This is a genomic window from Paenibacillus oryzisoli (assembly GCF_050467285.1).
GTDB classification, from domain to species: domain Bacteria; phylum Bacillota; class Bacilli; order Paenibacillales; family NBRC-103111; genus Paenibacillus_E; species Paenibacillus_E oryzisoli_A.
In genome coordinates, this window is record NZ_JBCMUN010000006.1 from 755211 (window position 1) to 775301 (window position 20091).

18 protein-coding genes are annotated in these 20091 nt (G+C 53.6%); 13 read left to right on the forward strand and 5 right to left on the reverse strand.

The annotated features are described in order from the left end of the window. The first annotated feature begins 90 nt into the window (after nucleotides 1–90). The 5 genes from ABE504_RS12075 (at nucleotide 91) to ABE504_RS12095 (ending at nucleotide 7350) form a co-directional block, all read left to right on the forward strand. Nucleotides 91–1416 (forward strand): ABC transporter substrate-binding protein, encoded by a 1326-nt coding sequence (locus ABE504_RS12075; protein WP_430088455.1) that lies wholly within the window; start codon nucleotides 91–93, stop codon nucleotides 1414–1416. Between the two features lie 73 nt (nucleotides 1417–1489). Continuing rightward, nucleotides 1490–2443: a carbohydrate ABC transporter permease gene (locus ABE504_RS12080; RefSeq protein WP_430088457.1), complete on the forward strand. Its 954-nt coding sequence runs from the start codon at nucleotides 1490–1492 to the stop codon at nucleotides 2441–2443. Continuing rightward, nucleotides 2433–3275 carry a carbohydrate ABC transporter permease gene (locus ABE504_RS12085; protein WP_430088459.1) on the forward strand — a complete coding sequence of 281 codons (843 nt, stop codon included), beginning with the start codon at nucleotides 2433–2435 and terminating at the stop codon, nucleotides 3273–3275. The genes ABE504_RS12080 and ABE504_RS12085 overlap by 11 nt, the downstream gene beginning before the upstream one ends. 190 nt (nucleotides 3276–3465) lie before the next feature. After that, the gene (locus tag ABE504_RS12090) at nucleotides 3466–6873 is read left to right on the forward strand and encodes a polysaccharide lyase family 8 super-sandwich domain-containing protein (RefSeq protein WP_430088461.1); all 3408 of its coding nucleotides are present in this window, start codon (nucleotides 3466–3468) and stop codon (nucleotides 6871–6873) included. A 102-nt stretch (nucleotides 6874–6975) separates the two neighbouring features. Further along, nucleotides 6976–7350 (forward strand): IDEAL domain-containing protein, encoded by a 375-nt coding sequence (locus tag ABE504_RS12095; RefSeq protein ID WP_430088463.1) that lies wholly within the window; start codon nucleotides 6976–6978, stop codon nucleotides 7348–7350. Between the two features lie 395 nt (nucleotides 7351–7745). Here the strand turns inward: ABE504_RS12095 and ABE504_RS12100 are convergent, their stop codons facing one another. The 3 genes from ABE504_RS12100 to ABE504_RS12110 form a co-directional block, all read right to left on the reverse strand. Continuing rightward, nucleotides 7746–8549, reverse strand: a complete 804-nt coding sequence (locus ABE504_RS12100) for an exonuclease domain-containing protein (protein ID WP_430088465.1) — start codon at nucleotides 8547–8549, stop codon at nucleotides 7746–7748. Nucleotides 8550–8599: 50 nt separating this feature from the next. Then, nucleotides 8600–9751: an MFS transporter gene (locus ABE504_RS12105; RefSeq protein WP_430088467.1), complete on the reverse strand. Its 1152-nt coding sequence runs from the start codon at nucleotides 9749–9751 to the stop codon at nucleotides 8600–8602. Between the two features lie 80 nt (nucleotides 9752–9831). Then, on the reverse strand, nucleotides 9832–10632 hold the full coding sequence (locus tag ABE504_RS12110; protein ID WP_430088469.1) for a helix-turn-helix domain-containing protein: 801 nt from the start codon (nucleotides 10630–10632) through the stop codon (nucleotides 9832–9834). Nucleotides 10633–10764: 132 nt separating this feature from the next. Here ABE504_RS12110 and ABE504_RS12115 point away from each other — a divergent pair, with 132 nt between their 5' ends. The 3 genes from ABE504_RS12115 (at nucleotide 10765) to pruA (ending at nucleotide 14283) form a co-directional block, all read left to right on the forward strand. After that, entirely contained in the window at nucleotides 10765–11604 is an 840-nt protein-coding gene (locus ABE504_RS12115; protein ID WP_430088471.1) for a phytanoyl-CoA dioxygenase family protein, read from the forward strand. A gap of 162 nt (nucleotides 11605–11766) precedes the next feature. Next, entirely contained in the window at nucleotides 11767–12681 is a 915-nt protein-coding gene (locus ABE504_RS12120) for a proline dehydrogenase family protein (RefSeq protein ID WP_430088473.1), read from the forward strand. 33 nt (nucleotides 12682–12714) lie between these two features. Continuing rightward, nucleotides 12715–14283 carry an L-glutamate gamma-semialdehyde dehydrogenase gene (gene pruA / locus ABE504_RS12125; protein WP_430088475.1) on the forward strand — a complete coding sequence of 523 codons (1569 nt, stop codon included), beginning with the start codon at nucleotides 12715–12717 and terminating at the stop codon, nucleotides 14281–14283. Here the strand turns inward: pruA and ABE504_RS12130 are convergent. After that, a complete protein-coding gene (locus ABE504_RS12130) occupies nucleotides 14264–14932 on the reverse strand; it encodes a transcriptional regulator (RefSeq protein WP_430088477.1) in 669 nt (222 codons plus the stop codon). The genes pruA and ABE504_RS12130 overlap by 20 nt on opposite strands. Nucleotides 14933–15523: 591 nt before the next feature. Here ABE504_RS12130 and ABE504_RS12135 point away from each other — a divergent pair. The 5 genes from ABE504_RS12135 to murI all read left to right on the forward strand — a co-directional run bounded on the left by ABE504_RS12135 (nucleotide 15524) and on the right by murI (nucleotide 19374). Further along, nucleotides 15524–16621 carry a lactonase family protein gene (locus tag ABE504_RS12135; protein ID WP_430088479.1) on the forward strand — a complete coding sequence of 366 codons (1098 nt, stop codon included), beginning with the start codon at nucleotides 15524–15526 and terminating at the stop codon, nucleotides 16619–16621. Beyond that, a complete protein-coding gene (locus tag ABE504_RS12140; RefSeq protein WP_430088480.1) occupies nucleotides 16618–16974 on the forward strand; it encodes an MGMT family protein in 357 nt (118 codons plus the stop codon). Before ABE504_RS12135 ends, ABE504_RS12140 begins: the two co-directional genes overlap by 4 nt. A gap of 148 nt (nucleotides 16975–17122) precedes the next feature. Then, entirely contained in the window at nucleotides 17123–17653 is a 531-nt protein-coding gene (locus ABE504_RS12145) for an ATP-dependent Clp protease proteolytic subunit (protein ID WP_430088482.1), read from the forward strand. A gap of 136 nt (nucleotides 17654–17789) precedes the next feature. Next, complete coding sequence (locus tag ABE504_RS12150; protein ID WP_430088484.1) at nucleotides 17790–18560, forward strand: Cof-type HAD-IIB family hydrolase; 771 nt, start codon at nucleotides 17790–17792, stop codon at nucleotides 18558–18560. A gap of 31 nt (nucleotides 18561–18591) precedes the next feature. Next, on the forward strand, nucleotides 18592–19374 hold the full coding sequence (gene murI / locus ABE504_RS12155) for a glutamate racemase (RefSeq protein WP_430088486.1): 783 nt from the start codon (nucleotides 18592–18594) through the stop codon (nucleotides 19372–19374). Nucleotides 19375–19432: 58 nt separating this feature from the next. Here murI and greA read toward each other — a convergent pair whose 3' ends face one another. Then, a complete protein-coding gene (gene greA, locus ABE504_RS12160; RefSeq protein WP_430088487.1) occupies nucleotides 19433–19903 on the reverse strand; it encodes a transcription elongation factor GreA in 471 nt (156 codons plus the stop codon). Between the last annotated feature and the right edge of the window lie 188 nt (nucleotides 19904–20091).

A 20091-nucleotide genomic window follows, 5' to 3' on the forward strand; every position in this document is an offset into this window, starting at 1 on the left:
TGTGGCGTTATCTTGGATAACGTTCTTCTTTTATAATGAGACTTGTAAGCGCTTCACACTAATTTCGAAAAAAAAGGGGATACCGACAAGATGAAGAAAGCGATGCTCTTAACGACTTCCGTTCTGTTACTTAGCTCTGTTGCAGCGGGTTGCAGCAGCTCCAAGGATACGACAACCAGTACATCAGCGGCTCCGGCAGGCACGACGGCACAAGCGTCCAAAGCGCCAGCGAAGGACGTGAAATTGACTTTCAGCATTTGGGGCAGCGACGCCCATAAGAAAATGTACGAGGACATCATTGCGAATTATAAAAAGATTAAACCGAATGTGAACGTAGAAGTGATGATCATTCCTTCCGGCGATTATATTCAAAAAATCTCGGTTATGATGGCATCCAAAACCGCGCCAGACGTGATCTGGATGCTGGAGAGAGGTATTCCGCAATTTATGGAAGCGGGGCAGCTTGAAGATCTGTCGGCGATCAAATCGGATAGCGCTTACGATTCGGCTGATCTGATTCCTTCTACGATGGATCTCGTTACGAAGAACGATAAAGTATACGGTGTTCCATTCTCCACGCCGCCGAACATGATGTACTATAACAAAAACTTGTTTAAAGAAAAGGGCTTGAAAACGCCAAGCGAGCTGTACAAAGAAGGCAACTGGACGTACGACGAAATGCTGAAAGCGGCGCAAGCGCTCACACAGCCGGATAAAGGTGTGTACGGCATGAATTTGATCCGTCCTGCAGGCTGGGGCCCGAGCTGGATTGAATCCCTGCAAACGCTTGTCTGGGCATTCGGCTCCGACTATTTCAGCAAAGACGGCAAGAAATTTACGCTGAATTCGCCGCAAGGCACGCAAGCATTGCAATATTTTAACGATGCGATGTTCAAATCCAAGGTTCATCCGAAGCCAGGCGATCAGACGACGTTTGAATCCGGCAAAATCGCGATGCAGCAAGATTTGCTTAGCTACATGGGCAAAGCGAAAGCGATCAAAGATTTCGAGTGGGATATCGCGCCGATGCCGAAAGGCCAAGGCGGCCAAGGAACAACGCTCGGGTACGCAGCTTACATGGTGCCGAAAGGCGGCAACAACACGGCGGAAGCGATTGAATTCGTTAAATATTTGTCCAACAAAGAAAATATGACGACAACGTCTCAATATTTCGTGCCTAGCCGCAAATCCGTTCTGAACTCCGATGCGTTCCTGAAGCAAGGTCCGTCGCCGGAAAGTATGAAAACAGCGGTGCTGGACCAAATGGCAGGCGCTCGCGTACGCCAAGGCTTCGTCAACTTCCAGAAGATCGACGACAAAATGAAGGTGAACTTCGACGCCATCTACACGCAAGCCGGCACGATTCCAGATATTCTCAAAAAGATGGAAGCCGACGTCACGCCTGTTCTGCAGTAACCGAATTTTCGTAGATCAGTGGCCAAGCGGAATCAAGCTTGGCCACACGTCTACAAGGGAGTGGAGATGCACCTTGGAAACCTATCAAACAACGACCCTGGAAACACCAGTCGGGATCGCCGCCAAGACAAAGAAAGGCACCTATAGCCGCCTCAGAAGGCGTAATGCGATCTATGGCTATCTGTTTATCGCTCCTATGATGCTGGGTTTCTTGATTTTCATGGCAGGCCCGATTATTAGTGCATTTGGACTCAGCTTCACCGATTATTCACTGCTGCATCCGACGTCCTTCGTCGGTGGAGACAATTACCGCACCATTGTGACGGGCGATCCGATGTTCTGGACTTCAATCAAGAACACCTTGTATTTCTCAGCAGGCTTAATTCCGCTGAATCTGATTCTGGCTTTAGCGCTCGCTTTATTACTTTCGACTAAAATTCCCGGTGTGGGCTTGTTCCGTACCGCGATTTTCACGCCAGTGGTCACCTCCATCATCGTGTGGGCGATCGTCTGGAAGTATGTTTTTGCAACGGACGCAGGACTTCTCAATCAAATGTTAAAAATTGTCGGCATTACTGGCCCTGCTTGGCTCTATAATATCAAGCTGGTGATGCCGGTTGTCATCGTGGTCTCCGTCCTGAAGAAGGTCGGGATGAACATGGTCATCTTCCTTGCCGCGCTGCAGGACGTGCCGAAAATGTACTACGAAGCGGCGACCATCGACGGCGCCTCCAAATGGAAGCAGTTTACGAAAGTTACGCTGCCGATGATCTCGCCGTCGATTTTCCTAACGCTGATTATTACCTTGATCGGCTCACTGAAAGTGTTCTCGCAAATCGTCGTCATGACGGACGGCGGGCCTGGCACTAGCACCAATGTGCTTGTGTACTACATTTACAAGTTGGCGTTTAAAACGTATGAATTGGGCTACGCTTCGGCGGTTGCGTTCATTCTGTTCTTCCTCGTTCTGCTGCTCACGATGATCCAGTGGACGCTCAGAAAAAGGTGGGTGCATCATGAACAATAAGACATTACGTGTCGTGAAAAACGCGGTTACTTATCTTCTGCTGACTGTCGTCTCGTTGATCATTGTCGGTCCGTTTCTGTGGATGCTGACGACGTCGCTCAAGGATCAGAATAAAATTTTCCTGTTTCCGCCGCAGTGGATTCCGAATCCGATTGTGTGGTCGAACTACTCGCACGTATTTACAACGCAGCCGCATTTCCTGCTGCATTATGGGAACTCCCTGTACATCGCGATGCTCGTCACGCTAGGGACATGTATCGTAGGCGCACTCGCTGGCTATTCGTTTGCGAAGCTCAATTTTCCATTCAAAAATGTGTTCTTTCTCATTCTGCTCAGCGGGATGATGATTCCGAACGAAGTGACGATTATTCCGAACTTCATCTGGTTCTCCAAGCTGGGTCTTGTGAATAATCATTTCCCGCTAATTATCCCTCCGATTCTCGGAGCGGGCGGCATCTTCGGCGTGTTCCTGCTGCGCCAGTTCTACATTACGATTCCGAAGGATCTGGACGAAGCGGCTGAAATCGACGGCAGTACGCCTTGGCAGACGTTCTGGCGGATCATGGTACCGATGGCGACGCCGGCTTTTGCTACACTGGCCATCTTTACCTTCCTCAACAGTTGGGAAGATTTCCTCGATCCGTTAATTTACTTGAGTTCCGATAAGTTATTCACGCTGCCGATTGCGATGAAATTGTTCACGGATACGGCAGGCACGGACTGGCATCTGCTGATGGCGGCATCTGTGATGGCAACGGTGCCGTTGCTGCTCGTGTTCTTCTTTGCGCAGAAGAAGTTTATTGAGGGTGTGGCGACAACAGGTTTAAAATAAATGGTGAGGTGCATGCGTGTCAGGACAACAAGATGACCCGACGAAAGCATGATAGCAGGAGGTATCCGTATGAAGCGGGTGCCTCTTCCTATATGTTTTTTATTATTGAACCGGCAGGGAGGTGGGAATGACATTTGAATTGGTTTTTTTTGAAAACGCTATCATTTCATTGGAGGAGGATTGATTGTCTGTGAAAAACAAAGTTCTGGTGTATGTTCTGATGGTCGTACTGCTCCTGGCTGCCGTTAACTTCCCTTTAGCACCGCGAGCCTCCGCGGCAGACGAATATGACGGGCTGCGCGACAAATGGAAAGTGATGCTGACCGGCGGCACCAGCATTGCAACCGCCGATCCGGATATTGCCGCCAAGATCACAGCTTTGACCGATGAAGCCCAATCGTATTGGGATACGCTAAACACAGCTGCGGGGCGCACGAATTTGTGGAGCGATCTGACCGGCACGACGAATTCCGCCTATGTCACATCAGCTTACTCGCGTCTGAGGTCCATGGCGCTTGCTTACGCAACAACAGGCTCTTCGCTGCAAAACAATGCGTCGCTGCTAACCGATTTGAAAAGCGCACTGGATTGGATGTACACGAACCGTTATAACGAAACGACAACAAAATATAACAACTGGTGGGACTGGGAAATCGGGGCTCCGCTCTATTTGAACGACATTTCAGTCCTTTTGTACGATCAGCTATCTTCTGCGCAGCTTACGAATTATATGAATGCCATCAATCATTTCCAACCGACCGTCACGATGACTGGGGCTAATCGGGTATGGGAATCCATGGTCATCGGTGTCCGAGGAATTCTTGTGAAAGACAGCACCAAACTCGCTGCGTCGCGGGACGGTCTGAGCAATGTGTTCACCTATGTGACGTCTGGCGACGGGGTCTATGCCGACGGTTCGTTCATTCAGCATACGAAGTTTGCCTATACGGGTGGCTACGGCTCCGCCTTGATTTCCGATATTGCCGATCTGCTGTATCTGCTGGACGGCTCGACGTGGGCCGTGACGAATACGAACAAACAAAATGTTTACAAATGGGTATATAGCGCTTTTGAGCCACTGGTGTATAAAGGGCTGATGATGGATATGACGAGGGGCCGCAACATTTCACGCAGCTACAATCAGGATCATGCCGCAGGCAAATCCGTGATCGAAGCGGTAATCCGGTTGTCGCAAACCGCGAATGCCACAGATGCCGCAGCTTTCAAAAGCATGGTTAAATATTGGATCAACGCGGATACGTATAGCTCTTTCTACGAGAGTGCAGCCATGAACCTGATTGTACTCGCGAAGGCCATTATGGCGGATTCCTCGGTTATCTCCCGCGGCGAGCTGGTGAAACACAAAAACTACAACAGCATGGACCGCGACGTCCATCTGCGCCCTGGCTTCGGCTTCGGCATCTCCATGTCGTCCAGCCGCATCTACAACTACGAATCGATCAACAGTGAGAATGTGAAAGGCTGGTATACCGGTGACGGTATGACCTATTTGTACAATTCGGATCTGGGGCAGTTCAGTGACGACTTCTGGCCGACGGTGAACCCGTACCGACTTCCGGGCACAACCGTAGATACGCAAACGCGGAGCAACAGCTCCGGCCAAAGCTATGTTAGCAGCAAAAACTGGGTCGGCGGTACGGAGGTGATCGGCACGTACGGTGTGCAGGGCATGGAATTGGATGCGTATAACAGCACACTGACAGGCAAAAAATCGTGGTTCATGTTCGACGATGAGGTCGTCGCGCTCGGCTCCGGGATCACGAGCACGGATGGCCGCCCGATCGAAACGATTGTGGAGAACCGCAAGCTGAACGCTTCCGGCAGCAATGCGCTTACCGTGAACGGCACGGCCAAATCGACGACGGTCGGGTGGAGTGAAACGATGAGCGGCGTCAATTGGGCGCATCTCGCCGGCAGCGTTGCCGGTTCTGACATCGGCTATTACTTCCCGGGCTCGGCAACTGTGAAAGGTCTTCGCGAGTCCCGCACCGGCGCCTGGAGCGTCATCGACAGGCGCGCGGGCATACCGACGACGCCGATCACGAGCAAGTATCTCAATCTGGTCCTTGATCACGGAACGAATCCGACGAACAGCACGTACGCTTATGTGCTGCTGCCCGGCAAGACCAGTGCGCAGGTGAGCGACTATGCGAGCTCGCCGACTGTCAGCATTCTGGAAAACTCCGGAGATGCGCAAGCGGTGAAGGAAACGGCGCTGAATGTGACCGGCGTGAACTTCTGGAACGATGCGGTTAAAACGTCCGGGGGCATTACAAGCAACAAGAAAGCTTCCGTCATGATGAGCGAAACGTCAACAGATCTGGACGTCTCCGTCGTGGATCCGACGCAGGCGAATGCCGGAACGATTTCCATTGAAATCAATAAATCGGCGCTGGGCGTCGTCTCGGCCGACAGCGGTGTGACGGTGACGCAGCTCAGTCCGACGATCAAGTTTTCCGTGAACGTGGCGGGTGCCAAAGGCAAGACGTTTAAAGTGAAGTTCAGCTTTGTTACCGCTGGTGGAGGCGGGGGCAGTGTGGCACTGCCATTCCAGGATAACTTCGAATCCGGTACGGCGGACGCATGGGCGACGTCCGGCGGCAGCTGGTCTGTCGTAACGAGCGGTGCGACGAAGGTGTATAAGCAAGCGACGCAGGCGGGCACTTCGATGGCGACAGCGGGCGATCCGGCTTGGAGCGATTACACGGTCGAGGCCGCCGCGACGCCGCTTAGCTTTGCTGGCTCAGGCAGCTATATCTTCGGTTTGATGGCTCGGTATGCGGATGCCAACAACCGTTATGCCTTCCAGTACGGGAACGGCAACGTATCGATTGTGAAAAAGGTAGCCGGTACCAGCACAACGCTAGTGAGCAAAGCGTACACCGTGACCGCGGGGACGCCATACACGTTCAAGGCGGTGCTGAGCGGCAATCAGTTGGATTTTTACATCAACGGCGTAAAGGAGTTAAGCACGACGGACAGTACTTTTGTTAGCGGCAGCATCGGACTGCTTACCTACGGCGCAACGGCGCAGTTCGATAACGTCGTGGCTGTCGATTTGCCGGTGACCGACGACTTTGAGGATGGCAACGCGAGTGGCTGGACGCCGGACACCGGCAGCTGGTCTGTCATTACTGATGGGGCGACGAAGATGTATAAGCAATCGACGACTTCCAGCAACGGCATGTCGGCGACCGGCAATTCGGCCTGGCAGAATTACAGCGTGACGGCCAAAATCAAACCGAATTCACTCGCCGGCTCGGGCTCCAACGTTGTCGGTTTGGCGCTGCGGCAGGCGGATGCCAATAACCGCTATAATTTCGTCTTTGCAAGCGGGACGCTGCAGATCGGTAAGCGGGTCGGCGGGGTGACGACCACGCTGGTCAGCGAGCCGTATACGATTGCGACAGGCACGAGCTATACGATGCAGGCCGTCGTAGCCGGCAGCACGCTGAAGCTGTATGTCAACGGAGTGCTGGAGCTGACGACGACGGACACAGCGCTCACGCAAGGCGGCGTGGGGTTGATTACTTATAATGCCGCGGCTTCTTTTGACGATGTTGCGATTGTGTATTAAGCGGATTTTTTGATACGCGTTGCCACCGTCTATTGACATTTCATACTGTAACTATTATAATTACAGTATGAAGCTCATTAAACACGAAGGTGGCGATCGAGGATGATGAATATTGCCGTCAGTGACTGGGTAGTCGCAACGACACGCGAGGATGAATTGGTACACGGCTTTGTGGATTCCATTGCAACGCCGCTGGGCATCGGCTTTGTTTACGTCATTGCCTCGGATCGGGAATCTACGATCGGGCATATTGTCGACGTGAACTTGGCGAGCATGAAGAAGCTGCCGGAGGGTGGCGTAACGACGGCGGAGCAGGCGAAGAGCATGATCGATCTCGCTTTGTCTGTTCGCGACGAAGCCTGGTTCCGTGAACTTAGCGAGCAACTGCTGATGCTGGAAGCGAAGAGCGAGGCCGGCGGCGACGCAGGAGAAGGCCGGACGCAAGCCGTTAACCGGATTAGCGCGGATTTACGCTAAGGTCCGGCTTGTTAAGAGATCAGCTATCCCAGAAACCCGCATCGCGGATATGTAAAGAAGCTTTGCCAGCCCCTGATTGGGGAGGCAAAGCTTCTTTTGTTTTGAGGTGTGCTCGTTGGAGGGAGTCTCCATTAGAAGGTAGAGATAGGTGGAGATGCTAAATTCCTGCGAAAATGCAGGGATTTTTCAGAATATAGGCATTATTTGCGGAGTTCCTGCAAAAATGCAGCTTTTCAGACTGTGTCCGCTCAAAATGAGGGATTTCGCAAAAAATTCCTGCTGAATCGCAGGAATTTCACTGGATCGGGCAAGGAGCGAGGGAAATTACTACCTTTTTGCAGGTTTTGCTGCTGCTGAGTACCCATATCTCGCCTGCTGAGACTTCGCGAGCCCGCCTACGCCTCGTCCGGCTGAGCCGGCGTGGGTTCGGGTGCAGGCTTGCGCACCGCCGGCGCTTTGGCCGCTTCTTCCGCGAGCAGGCTTTGCAGCTCGGCGATTTTGCGCGGATCGGCGCCTTCGAGCTTGTCCGCAAAATATTTGGCCGCGAACAGCTCCCAGGTCGGCTCGACTTTGTGCGTGCGCATCGTGCGCACAGCGTTTTTGACGAGTCGGCGCTCTTTCGCGTTCGTGTACTTGTCGACGAAAAGCTGCTTGCGCGAGAAGTCGAGCTCTTGAATGACGGCGCGCAGCACCTCCGCGGTCATGCGCGCATCGTCCAGCGCCCGGTGAGCGGAGCCTTCGCCGGTAATGCCGAGCTCGTCCAGCGCGGCTTCGACGCTGACGTCGTTGGTTACATTTTTAAAGCGGATGTAGCCTTTCAATAGATCGAAATAGTCCATCGCCATCCAATAGGCATCGTCCAGCTTGTGCATGCGCGTATCGAGGATAATGCGCTTCAAATCTTCGCCGCCCCAGGTAATGAGCAGTTTCTCCGGACTGAGGTCGAGCCAGCGGATGAAATCCTGAATCACCTTCGGAAAGCCGCTCGCCCGGTCAATATCCTCCTGGGGAATACCGGTCTTCTTTTTAATAAACCCGTTCAGCTTTGCGAAGTAGACGGGCTTGATCAAGGCGGAAAACTCGTCGATTTGCTGCAGGGAAGCGTCCAGTCGGACGGCCCCGATCTCGATGACTTCCATCGGCAGATCGCTTGCAAATTTTCGCCCGTTAAATTCAATATCGAGTACAATGTAGTCCATGGTGCGGGCCCCCGTTTCATTACTGTGCTTCTAATTGTAACAGAATTCGCTCAGCTTACCAGCACCTGTTTGCGGAAAACGGCCCGCAACGCAAGGCTGAGGAGTACGCCGGCCAGCGACATGCCCGACACCCCCAGGTACAGCTGCTTCCCGCCGACCTGGTCGTAGACCCAGCCGCCGATATACGATGCCACAATACCCGATACGCCAAAAAAGAGAATCGCCAGCACCGTCTGCCCCGTCGCCCGCCATTCTTCCGGAACGATGCGGTACAAATACTGAATCGCCGCCGAATAAAAAATCGGAAACGTGAAAACCTGTAATAACTGAATGGCGACGAGCAGGTGAGGCTCTGTGATCCAGGCGGACAAGAAGAAGCGGATGAAGTAAAAAAAGGCCGAAAACGAAATGATCGCCAGCTCCTTACCTTTCCGCAGCCACCAGAAGCTCAAGGCGAAAACGAGAATTTCGCTTCCCGCGGCCAGAAACCAGGCGACGCCGACCAGCTTCGGACTTCCGCCCAAGTCCCGGATGTACACGCCGAGAAACGTATCGTTGATCCGCTGCGGCACTGCGACGATGAAGATGAGCGCCATGAACCAGATCGTTTCTTTTTTTGCTAAAAAGCTTCGCAACGCGCGCAGCGTAATCGGCTTCCCGGTGACCGGCGCGTCGGGCAGACAAAGCACGTTCAGAATCGCTAAGAAACCGATCCCCGCAAAAAGGTACGCGAGGCTGCCGATGCCGAAATACTGCGCGGCAAAGCCGACGGCCAGGGACATTAACGCATAGCCGAAGGCGCCGAACGTTCGAATCGAGCCATAGCTGATGCCCGCGGCTTCCGCCGTTTGGAAATTCAGGCTTTCCGTCAGCGGATCGAGCGGCATCAGGAAGAAATACAGCAGCATGGTGAAGACCAGCAGCATCGCCCAAGAGGATGAGGCATACAAGCAGTAACCCAGCAGCGTCGAACATACGATAAGGACGAGCATTACTTTTTTGATGGTTTTGGTTTTATCGCTGATCATACCCCAAAGCGGCTGCGAAAAAATCGCAATGAACCCTCCGGTGCCGATAATGAGCCCGATTTTGGATGTGGAAAGCCCTTGGGCGTCCAGATAAACGGGGAGAAATGACACGAATAGGGCGATCAGCGCAAAATACAAAAAGTTGAACAGACGTAAAAATGAATATGAACGCATACGAACCTAACCTTCCTGATGCAGATCCTTGATGTTGTAAAAAGGTATTCTATCACGTACGGCGGCGAGTGGCTATAGGATTATGTTTTGCGTAAAAGGTCGGAAGGATTCGTGCCCGTGACTTGCTTGAACTGCCGGCTGAAAAAATAAATGCTGCGGTAGCCCAGCGCTTCCGCCACTTCGCTGACATTCATCCCCAGCCGCAGCAGGTAGGCGGCGCGCTCAATCCGCTTTTGAATCACATAGGACTCAATTGTTTGGCCCATCAGTTCTTTCCATTTAAGTGAAAAATAACGAGGGGATAGGTGCGCATCCTTGGCAAGCTCCTGAATGCTGTAATGGCGCCCCGGATCTTGCCCGATCCTTGCGGCAACGCCCATCATGACGCGGCGCAGCGACCGCTTGGCCGGATCGCCGAAAGGCTGGTTGCCCGGCGCTTGACGTTCATAGGCGAGCAGCAGCAATCGCAGCAGTAAGAGAGCCTCTTCTTGATGGCCGAAGGCGCCTGCCAACTGGGCCTGAATGAAACGATCCAGATACAGTTCGTGAAAATCGGCGGGATCGAAGCGGACGTGGGAGGGCAGCGACATTCGCGGGGTTGGGCTCTCCGTACAGCTAAAATGGATAAACGTCACGGTCAGCGGCCGCTCCGGGTTGTGGCTGGCGCTTGCAAGATCGCCCGGTTGAAATAAATAGCAATCTCCTTGTCCCACTTGAGCTCGCTCTCCACCCAGGATCACTTCACCTTCTCCGCTCCATACATACCAGAAGTCAAAATCGTGAAAAGGCTCGTGCTCCCGGTTCCAGCGCCAATTGGGCTCGCAATTGACTTTGCCGAAAAAAGCGTTTAATTCAAGGTTCGCACTGCTGAAAAAAGACAATTTCTCCGACTCCTTCCTATGTAGAATAGTGCAAATTATGATGACGCTTACTGCATTTATCTTAACGCTATTTCTTTCTATAATTCAATTATAAGTGATTGAAATTATTTAAATGAAAAGGTGGCGTTAGCGATGGCAAAAGTCAAAGATGACGTGTTGTCCCCGGAGGAAATTTCAGTGAAGTTGTATAAGTACGACAAAATTGCAGACAAGGTAGACGGCTATCAGAACTGGGGCGAGGCCGAGCTTGCGAGCTACAGACAGGATGGGTATCTGGCGGTCGAGTATATTTTGAACGAGGAGGAAATTCAATCGGCCAAGGATGCGCTGCATGATCTTATTTTTGTGGACGGCCGTGGCGCTCAATTGCAGTTTACGAAGCCGCAGAGTGAACTGCTCACCGACGAGGAGCGGGAGCTTGCGATCCGCAAGGTCAGCGAGTTCGTCAAAGTCGAGGAACGGCTGCAGGCGATTGCTGAACATCCATCGATCCTAGCGATGGCGGAGGCGATTCTAGGAGAGAAACCGCGCATTGCCCAAGATATGGCGCTTTTGAAGCCGCCTCACGGGGGTGGCGAGAAGCCATGGCATCAAGATATGGCGTACGGCAATCTGGCCTATGACAAACCGGTCGTTGGCGTCTGGATCGCCCTCGATGAAGCGGCACTGGACAACGGCTGCATGCACGTCATCCCCGGTTCGCATGCGGACGGCGCCACGCCTCATTATGCGGTGCGCGACTGGCAGCTGTGCGATACGCACGTTCAGGTTGAAAAGGATGTGGCTGTGCCCTTGCAGCCCGGCGGATTGCTTTTGTTTCATGGCCTGCTCAAGCACGGCACCCCGTTTAATCTATCGACGAAAAAGCGCCGTGCGCTGCAGTTTCACTACGTGGGCGAGTCGGCGGTCAAGCTGACGCCCAAAGAGTATAAGCGGTTTTTTACGAATGAGATGAGCGGAGCGGAATGCTAGAAGTATATGAGTGGATTTGGAGAAGCCTCTTTCCTGAGTGATGGAAAGGGGCTTTTTCGTTGCAGCGAGTGCCTGTCCGCTTGTTCAGAGAAGCCTTTCTTTTGCATATAGTAGTACTACATTGAACGCATGGAGAAGACGGACTGCGAGGGGAGTCGGCAGATGGAGAAGCTTCTTAGAACAATGCTGCAGTCGCTCGGCGCGAATCGTACAGCGCATCGGTTAGCCCGCAAATACGGTTTACGTTTCGGCGCTTCCCGGTTCGTGGCCGGCGAGACGATCGCTCAGTCGCTGCTAGCCGTTCAAACGCTCAATCGACAAGGCAAAATGGCGACGCTGGATCATTTAGGCGAATTCGTATCGACCCTGGAGGAAGCGAATGAAGCGGCAGCGATGTGCATCCGAACGCTCGACGCCATCGCATCGTCCGGCGTGCAGGCGAACCTTTCGTTGAAGCTGACATCACTGGGACTTGATCTCGGGCAAGAGCTTTGCCTAGCTAACATGCTTCGTATTATAGAACGCGCCGATCAGCTTGGCCTATTTGTCCGCATCGATATGGAGGATTATACGCACTTCGAGCGCACGTTGGGAATGTATCGGGAATTGCGTAAAACCTATGCCAATGTAGGCATTGTCATTCAAGCTTATCTCTATAGATCGCTGCAGGACGTCGAGGATTTAGGGGAGATGGACGCCAATTTACGGCTCGTCAAAGGCGCGTATAAAGAATCCCCTAAGGTCGCTTTTCCCCAGAAAACCGATGTGGATAACCAGTTTCTTGCCATGATTCAAAAGCATTTGGCGGGCGGTCATTATACGGCGATTGCTACGCACGATGCTGCGATCATTACCCAAGCGAAGCAGTTTATTGCGGAACGCCGCATTCCGAATGAGCAATTTGAATTTCAAATGCTGTACGGCATTGCGGAAGACTTGCAAAACCAGTTGGTTGCGGAAGGATACCGCGTTCGGATTTATGTTCCGTTCGGGGTGGATTGGTTCGGTTATTTTATGCGCAGATTGGCTGAACGTCCGGCGAATGTCTGGTTTGTGCTGAAAAACATCGTTCGCTGACAACGAATTTCTCGTGCGAAGGGAGCATGTGTCATGAAAAAGCCAACGTCCATCAAGCCATACACGAACGAGCCTTTTACTAATTTTACGATTGAGGCGAATCGGAAGGCGCTGGAATCCGCAATTGCCAAAACGAAAAACGAGCTAGGTCAGGTTTATCCCTTGCATATCGGCGCTGAGCTCATTTTTTCGGAGGCGCAGATCACGTCGACCAACCCGGGGAATGTGGATGAAGTCATTGGCTATGTCAGCAAGGCGGATACGAATTTGGCGGAAAAAGCGATGGGTGTCGCGCTCGAGACGTTCGAGTCGTGGAAAAAGGTGCCTGCAGCCGAGCGCGCTGCCTATTTGTTTAAAGCGGCTGCGCTGATGCGCGCCCGAAAGCATGAGTTTTCGGCTCTCATGATTCTCGAATCCGGCAAAAATTACGTGGAAGCTGATGTCGACACCGCCGAGGCGATTGATTTTATCGAATTTTATGCGCGGGAAATGATTCGGCTCAGCGAAATTAATGAGACACATCCTCTGGTGAAAATCCCGGGGGAGAACAACCAAATTTCCTACATTCCGCTTGGCGTCGGGGTCATTATCCCGCCATGGAATTTCCCGCTGGCTATCTGCGTCGGCATGACCGTGTCGGCTGTCGTTGCCGGGAATACGGTCCTCCTGAAGCCGGCCTCAACCACCCCAGTGATCGCACACAAATTTGTCTCGCTGATGCAAGAAGTCGGACTGCCGCCCGGTGTCATCAACTATATTCCGGGGAGCGGCGCGGAAGTCGGGGACTATTTGACGACGCATCCCAAAACAAGATTCATCTCTTTTACGGGCTCCAAAGAAATCGGGCTGCGCATCAATAAGCTTGCTGCGGACCCCGTGCCGGGGCAAATCTGGATCAAGCGGGTCATCGCCGAAATGGGCGGCAAAGACGGGATTGTCGTGGACGAAACGGCGGACTTGGATGCGGCTGCTGCAGCCATTGTGGCGTCCGCTTTCGGTTTTCAAGGGCAAAAATGCTCGGCAGGCTCGCGGGCGATTGTCGTGGAGACGGTGTACGACGAGCTCGTAAAAAAAGTCGTTTCGCTGACCGAAGGGCTGCAGGTGGGGCTTCCGGAACTGAATTATGCGGCCGGCCCCGTTATCGATAAAGCTTCATATGAGAAGGTGCTGGCCTATATTGAAATTGGCAAGCAGGAAGGGACACTGCTGACCGGCGGAGCGAAAGCTGAGGGGAACGGCTATTATATTCAGCCGACCATTTTTGGTGATGTTCCTGCCGGGGCGCAGATCATGCAAGAGGAGATTTTCGGCCCTGTGCTGGCCATTGCGAAAGCGAGCGATTGGCGAAAGGCCATCGAGATCTACAACGATACGGAATTCGGGCTGACCGGTTCGTACTTCTCGACGGATCAGGCACGGATTGCGGAAGCGCTGGATTCGATGCACTGCGGCAACTTGTATATCAATCGCAAATGCACAGGCGCATTGGTCGGCGTGCATCCGTTCGGCGGATTCAATATGTCCGGGACCGATTCCAAAGCGGGCGGGTATGACTATCTTTTGCTGCTCACCCAGGCGAAGCTCACATCGCGGAAGATGTAGGTTCATGGACAATTTGGTAAGTGCGCGCACGGATGGTGCCGCTGGCTACGGAGAGATGCTGTTTGCTGCACACCTGGTGGAGAACGTGGCGAGCGTGTCTGCTGGAGATACGAAGGTGTGAGGACAGCTCAGTTGCTGTGAACGGACGAATTGTCCGCCTGCCATAACGGACTGCTTCCGCCTCCAACCACGTTAAGGACGCTGGTACGGACGTTGAGACAAATTTTCCGATAAGCGCCAAGACCAGCTGCTGGCATTGTTTCGGCGCCTCGATCATGGAAGGATAGGCGATGGGTAGTACAGACCACCCGTCCAGGGTGAGGTGGCAATGGCGTAAACAGAGATCTTTAAAGCGCCACAGTTCGAGATCTCTGGCATGAGAGCCGTAGCCTTGAATTTCGATTGCACCCCGCGCATTGCTTGGCATGTAGGCAAAGTCAATATAGCGGTAACCGTTAGCAAAATCACGCACTTCCCACTCCGGGTGCAGGTCGTGAAAGTGGCCCACGATGGGGTACCACACGGTTTTTAGGAAGACCATTTCGGCGTGGCCGAGTCCGCGCTCCAATCGTTCTTTACGTCTGCCATTCGTTTCTGACTGGATTTGTTCGTTCATGTACGCTTCAAAAGCTTGCTCGAATTTGATCATTGCTGTTTCCCCCTTAGGTGAAAAAACGCCGCTCCCAGCCTGCGAGGAGTAGTTTTCTTCCTCAGTAGGGGGAGCGGCGTGTGCTTCACAGCCTTTTTTACAGTATACAGGGAAGTGGATGTTTTTTCCAGGTGCAATTTTCGGCCCGATCCCCGATCCCCGCCCCCCGACCCTCGAACTCCGAACTCAACCCTCGAAATTTTGCGCCCCGCCCCCGAAACTCATTGGTCAAATAACTATTGTTTGGGAACAGGTGGGGGGCTCAGCTGGTAATAAGAGGAGCGAGAGGACCTTATTCATATGTCAAAGGCGTGTTTGAGACTATGAAGGGAACGAGAAGCCCTTATTTCGTTGAAATGAAGCGAAAACCCTCGGAGTGCCGCCGAATAGCGCTCCTACGTTCCGCAACTTCCCCAAAACGGCCGTTTTCGGCGAAATAGCGTCGCGTCGTTCCGTTATCGGGAAATTCGGCCATTAAGCTGCTATCTTCTTGCTAGCGGAACGAGTGTCCCTCCCCCCAAACAGTTGCTCCTCTCCACCAGATTTGCGATAATGCAACTATTGCATCTACCAATGAAGGAGTGACGACACGTGACAGCGCACAAACCGAAGAAAACATACGCATTTATAGGATCATATGCCGATTCGAAGAACCCGGGGGTGTACACCGCCCTGTTTGACGAAGCGAAAGGCAGCTTCGAGGTGACGCATCAAACGGCAGGCTTGCAAAACCCGACGTTCCTTGCCGTAGACACCGACAATTGGCGGCTCTACGCCCTGTCGGAGGCGACGGACGCGAACGGCCAGCGCTGCGGCGCAGCCGGCGCCTTCCAAATTGCCCCGGCTAACGGCCAATTAACGCCGCTGAATCAAGCCGTGACCCTGCCGGCCACGACGTGCCACATAACGCTGGACCGCACGAACCGGCTTGCCATGGTCGCGAGCTACCATGGCGGCATGGTCGGCGTGCTGCCCATTCTGGAAGACGGCAAGCTCGGCGAGACAAGCGACATTCAGCGGCACCAGGGCGCCAGCGTCCTGCCCGTGCAGGACCGGCCGCGCGCGCATTCCGTGACGGTCGACCGAAACAATCGCTTTGCCGTCGTATGCGATTTGGGCTTGGACAAGGTCATCGTGTACAAGCTGGACGTCAAGGGCAGCAAACTGGACCTGCACGAGAAAGTACAAGTGCCGCCCGGCTCGGGGCCGCGTCATTTGGCCTTCCATCCGTCCTATCGCTACGCCTATGTGATAAACGAGTTAGGCTCCTCGATGACGGCGTTTGCTTACGATGAAGAGCAGGGGCAGCTTCAGCTCATTGAAACGGTGTCGACTTTGCCTGCGGACTACCAGGGAGACAATGCTTGCGCCGACGTTCACATCTCGCCGGATGGCCGCTTCCTATATGGCTCCAATCGTGGGCACGACAGCATCGTCGTCTATGCGATCGACGCAGACAACGGCAAGCTTACCGCGATTCAGCACGAATCCACGGGCGGCCAGCATCCGCGCAACTTCGCGCTGTCGCCGGACGGCCGCTTTCTGCTCGTTGCGAACAAAGACTCGAACAACATTGTATCCTTCGCTCGTGACGAAGCGACGGGCAAGCTGGCGCCGACCGGCGATAAGCTTGAGCTATCCATGCCTGTGTGCATCAAATTGGCGCAAGTGGAAGCTGGCGCCGAATGAACCCGTTCACGGCAAGCGTGATTGCTGTCCTTCGCACCATTCCCGAAGGCAAAGTCGCGACGTACGGGCAAGTCGCTCGCGCGGCCGGAAGCCCGCGGGCCGCAAGGCAGGTAGTCCGCATCTTGCATGCGATGAGCAGCAAGCATCGGCTGCCATGGCACCGCGTTGTCAACGTGCAGGGCGAGATTGCCATTCAAGATGATGAAGGCGCGCAGCTGCAGCGCTTTCTGCTGCAAGCCGAGGGCGTAGCGCTCATCGACGATGAGCGCCGCGTCGACCTCTCGGCGTTTCAAGCGGCAGACGAAGACCTGCAGCCGCCCGTATCCGTTCAGCCCGATGACGAGGCTAAGTAGCAGCCACAGCCCCCCCGCGCTTTACGGCGCGGGGGCTCTTTTTTACCTGCACAAAAATATGAAAAAAAAGCGGTTTCCGGGTTACAAACGCCCTCTAAGAAGAATAGACTAACTGTAACAATGGGCCTTACGGACAGGAGGCATCAGGATGAATGACCGTACCTTGTATCTATTCGATGGCGTTCATAAAAACTCCGTGAAACCAATCGTGGAACAAATTATCAAAATCAACCTGTTTGACGAAGACAAGGATAAGAAGGAAAAAGAGTATAAGCGGATGCCGATCGACCTTATTATTAACAGCAACGGAGGCAGCGTCTACGACGGACTCGGCCTGATCAACGTGATGGAAAACAGCAAAACACCGCTCCACACCTACGTCTACGGTCTTGCCGCCAGCATGAGCCTGCTGATTGCCGCGAGCGGACACAAGCGCTACTCCGGCCGCTACAGCACGTTTATGTATCACTCGGTGTCGACGCACATCGACGGTCAGCTGGAATACATTCGCAATCGCGTGGAGGAAACGAAGCGGCTGCAAGAGATTTACGACGAATGTCTGCTCGCCAAGACGAGTCTGGAGGCGGAGGAACTGAACCGGGTGAAGGAGCATCAGCGCAACTGGTACATGAATCCGGAAGAGGCGCTGGCGTATGGCATCATTGACGGCATTGTCTAGCTGGATACGGCAAGAGCGCGGAGAAGCCTGAGGGATTCTCTTTTTCTTTTTGTCTTTTCGCCTCGTTTGGTGTTTAATTGAGAGTAGGAGAGAAGGAGCAGCCGAACTGCCTCCATCAGAAAAGGAGACCCGCACTGTGTACAAAATTGTATTCTTTGATATTGACGGCACCCTCGTGAACGAGGAGAAGCAAGTGCCGGAAAGTACGGTCAAGGCCGTTCATCAGCTTAAGCAAAAGGGAATCGAGCCGGTCATCGCGACAGGACGAGCTCCCTATTTTATTAAACCGCTGGCGGAGCTGCTCGGCATCGATTCGTACGTCTGCCTGAACGGCGGCTATGCCGTGTACAAAGGAGAGCCTTTGTACCGCCGCGTCCTCGAGAAAAGCGCGATTGCCTCGTTGGTAAGCCTCGCTGCCGCGCACGGGCATTCGCTCGTGTTTGAAGGCGAGCATGAATACTACACGGACACGGCGGACCATCCGTCCATGATGTCCTCAGTCAATTCGCTGAAGGTGGATTTGCCTGGCGTGGACCCCGACTTCTGGCGGACGAACGATATTTATCAGATCTTCCTGCACTGCGAAGCGAAGGACGAACATTTGTATGAAGGGCTGTTGGGAGATTTCAAATTGATTCGCTGGCACCAACACGCGATGGATGTGCTGCCGGCCGGCGGCTCCAAAGCGCAGGGGATTGCCGCGCTGCTGGAACTGGTCGGACTGAAGCCCGAAGAAGCGGTTGCGTTCGGCGACGGCTTGAACGACATGGAAATGCTGTCGTATGTCGGATTTGGCATTGCGATGGGCAACTCGCATCAGGACTTGCTGCCGTTTGCCGACCACGTGACGACGCATGTGGATGAGGAAGGCATTCGGAACGGGCTGGTCACAGCAGGCCTGCTGTAGGGTTACATATGATTTTCTTAGGGTGAGGCAGATGAAAATTGGTGTTTTTGATTCCGGCATCGGCGGCATCACCGTCTTGCACGAGGCGATGAAACGGCTGCCCCGGGAAGATTTCATATATTTCGCCGATACGCTTCATGTCCCGTACGGGACGAAGCCGAAGGAGGACGTGCTGCAATTTGTGAAGGCGTCCGCCGAGACGATTGTGCAGCACGACGTGAAGGCGCTGGTGATCGCCTGCAATACGGCAACGTCGATTGCCATTAATGCGCTGCGGCAGCACTACGCGCTGCCGATTATTGGCATGGAGCCGGCGGTGAAGCCGGCGATTGAAATGAACCGCGCCTCCGGGAAACGCGTGCTTGTATTTGCGACGCCGCTGACGCTCAAGGAGTCGAAGTACAAAGCGCTCGTCTCCCGCGTCGACGACGCCGGCATGGTCGACTCCATCCCGCTGCCGGACTTGGTGCGGTACTGCGAGTCGCTGGTCTTTGAGGGCCCGGCGATTCGCGACTATTTTGCAGACATCCTGCGGGACGTGGACCTGTCTGTGTACGGGACGGTCGTGCTGGGCTGCACGCACTATCCGTTTTATCGCAAGCTGCTCAGCGAGCTGCTGCCGGGCCATATCCAGATCGTCGACGGCAGCAAAGGGACCGTAAGCCGGCTCATTCAACTGCTGATGGAGCGCGGCGCGCTAGGGCAAGGCGGCAGCGGCGACGTCACGTGGCTGTGCTCAGACAACTCGCCGGCGTACTTGCGCAAAATGCCTGAAGCGCTGGCAATCCTGCAGCGCATGGAGGCACAAAAATAAAAAGCAATCTCCGTTCAGGAGCGATTCCTGTCCGGAGATTGCTTTTATTTTTCGCTGCCTACAGCTTGATCTCAAGCAGCTTGTACTCAATCACGCCCATCGGCGCATTGACGCTGATCACGTCGCCGACCTTGCGATTAAGAAGCGCCTGGCCCAGCGGGCTTTCGTACGAAATTTTATTCTCGTTGACGTCCGCTTCCGCCGCGCCTACGATTTTGTACTCGATTTTTTCGGCAAATTCAATATCGTTGAGCACGACGGTCATACCGACTTGCACTTTCGATGTGTCCATATTCGTCACGACTCTGGCTCTTTTCAGCATCTGCTCGATCGTGAGAATGCGCGTCTCCATGAAGGCTTGATCTTCTTTGGCGGAATGATACTCGCTGTTCTCCTTCAGATCGCCGTAGGAGATGGCGGTTTTGATCCGGGAAGCCAGCTCTCTGCGTCTAGGTCCTTTGAGCTCTTCCAGCTCCTGCTCCAAATTGCGCAGACCCTCGGGGGTTAAAATAATTTCGTCAGTGGACATTAGCGGCAACTCCTCATTTTTTACAGTACTTGTTCTATAGTACTAAAGTAAGTGGGGCAAGTAAAGCCGATGAACCTTAACGGGAAGGAGGGGGCTGTATAATTCTGTCATAGACAACGCTTTCCTTCCCCTCTATACTACTATGTTAGAAGAAAGCAAGTTCGCGCTCTCTTGGGAATATTGCGAAA

Coding starts and splice junctions, on each gene's coding strand:
- ABE504_RS12075 (WP_430088455.1), top strand. CDS start 91: ATGAAGAAAGCGATGCTCTTAACGACTTCCGTTCTGTTACTTAGCTCT.
- ABE504_RS12085 (WP_430088459.1), top strand. CDS start 2,433: ATGAACAATAAGACATTACGTGTCGTGAAAAACGCGGTTACTTATCTT.
- ABE504_RS12095 (WP_430088463.1), top strand. CDS start 6,976: ATGATGAATATTGCCGTCAGTGACTGGGTAGTCGCAACGACACGCGAG.
- ABE504_RS12100 (WP_430088465.1), bottom strand. CDS start 8,549: ATGGACTACATTGTACTCGATATTGAATTTAACGGGCGAAAATTTGCA.
- ABE504_RS12105 (WP_430088467.1), bottom strand. CDS start 9,751: ATGCGTTCATATTCATTTTTACGTCTGTTCAACTTTTTGTATTTTGCG.
- ABE504_RS12115 (WP_430088471.1), top strand. CDS start 10,765: ATGGCAAAAGTCAAAGATGACGTGTTGTCCCCGGAGGAAATTTCAGTG.
- ABE504_RS12120 (WP_430088473.1), top strand. CDS start 11,767: ATGGAGAAGCTTCTTAGAACAATGCTGCAGTCGCTCGGCGCGAATCGT.
- pruA (WP_430088475.1), top strand. CDS start 12,715: ATGAAAAAGCCAACGTCCATCAAGCCATACACGAACGAGCCTTTTACT.
- ABE504_RS12130 (WP_430088477.1), bottom strand. CDS start 14,932: ATGATCAAATTCGAGCAAGCTTTTGAAGCGTACATGAACGAACAAATC.
- ABE504_RS12140 (WP_430088480.1), top strand. CDS start 16,618: ATGAACCCGTTCACGGCAAGCGTGATTGCTGTCCTTCGCACCATTCCC.
- ABE504_RS12145 (WP_430088482.1), top strand. CDS start 17,123: ATGAATGACCGTACCTTGTATCTATTCGATGGCGTTCATAAAAACTCC.
- murI (WP_430088486.1), top strand. CDS start 18,592: ATGAAAATTGGTGTTTTTGATTCCGGCATCGGCGGCATCACCGTCTTG.
- greA (WP_430088487.1), bottom strand. CDS start 19,903: ATGTCCACTGACGAAATTATTTTAACCCCCGAGGGTCTGCGCAATTTG.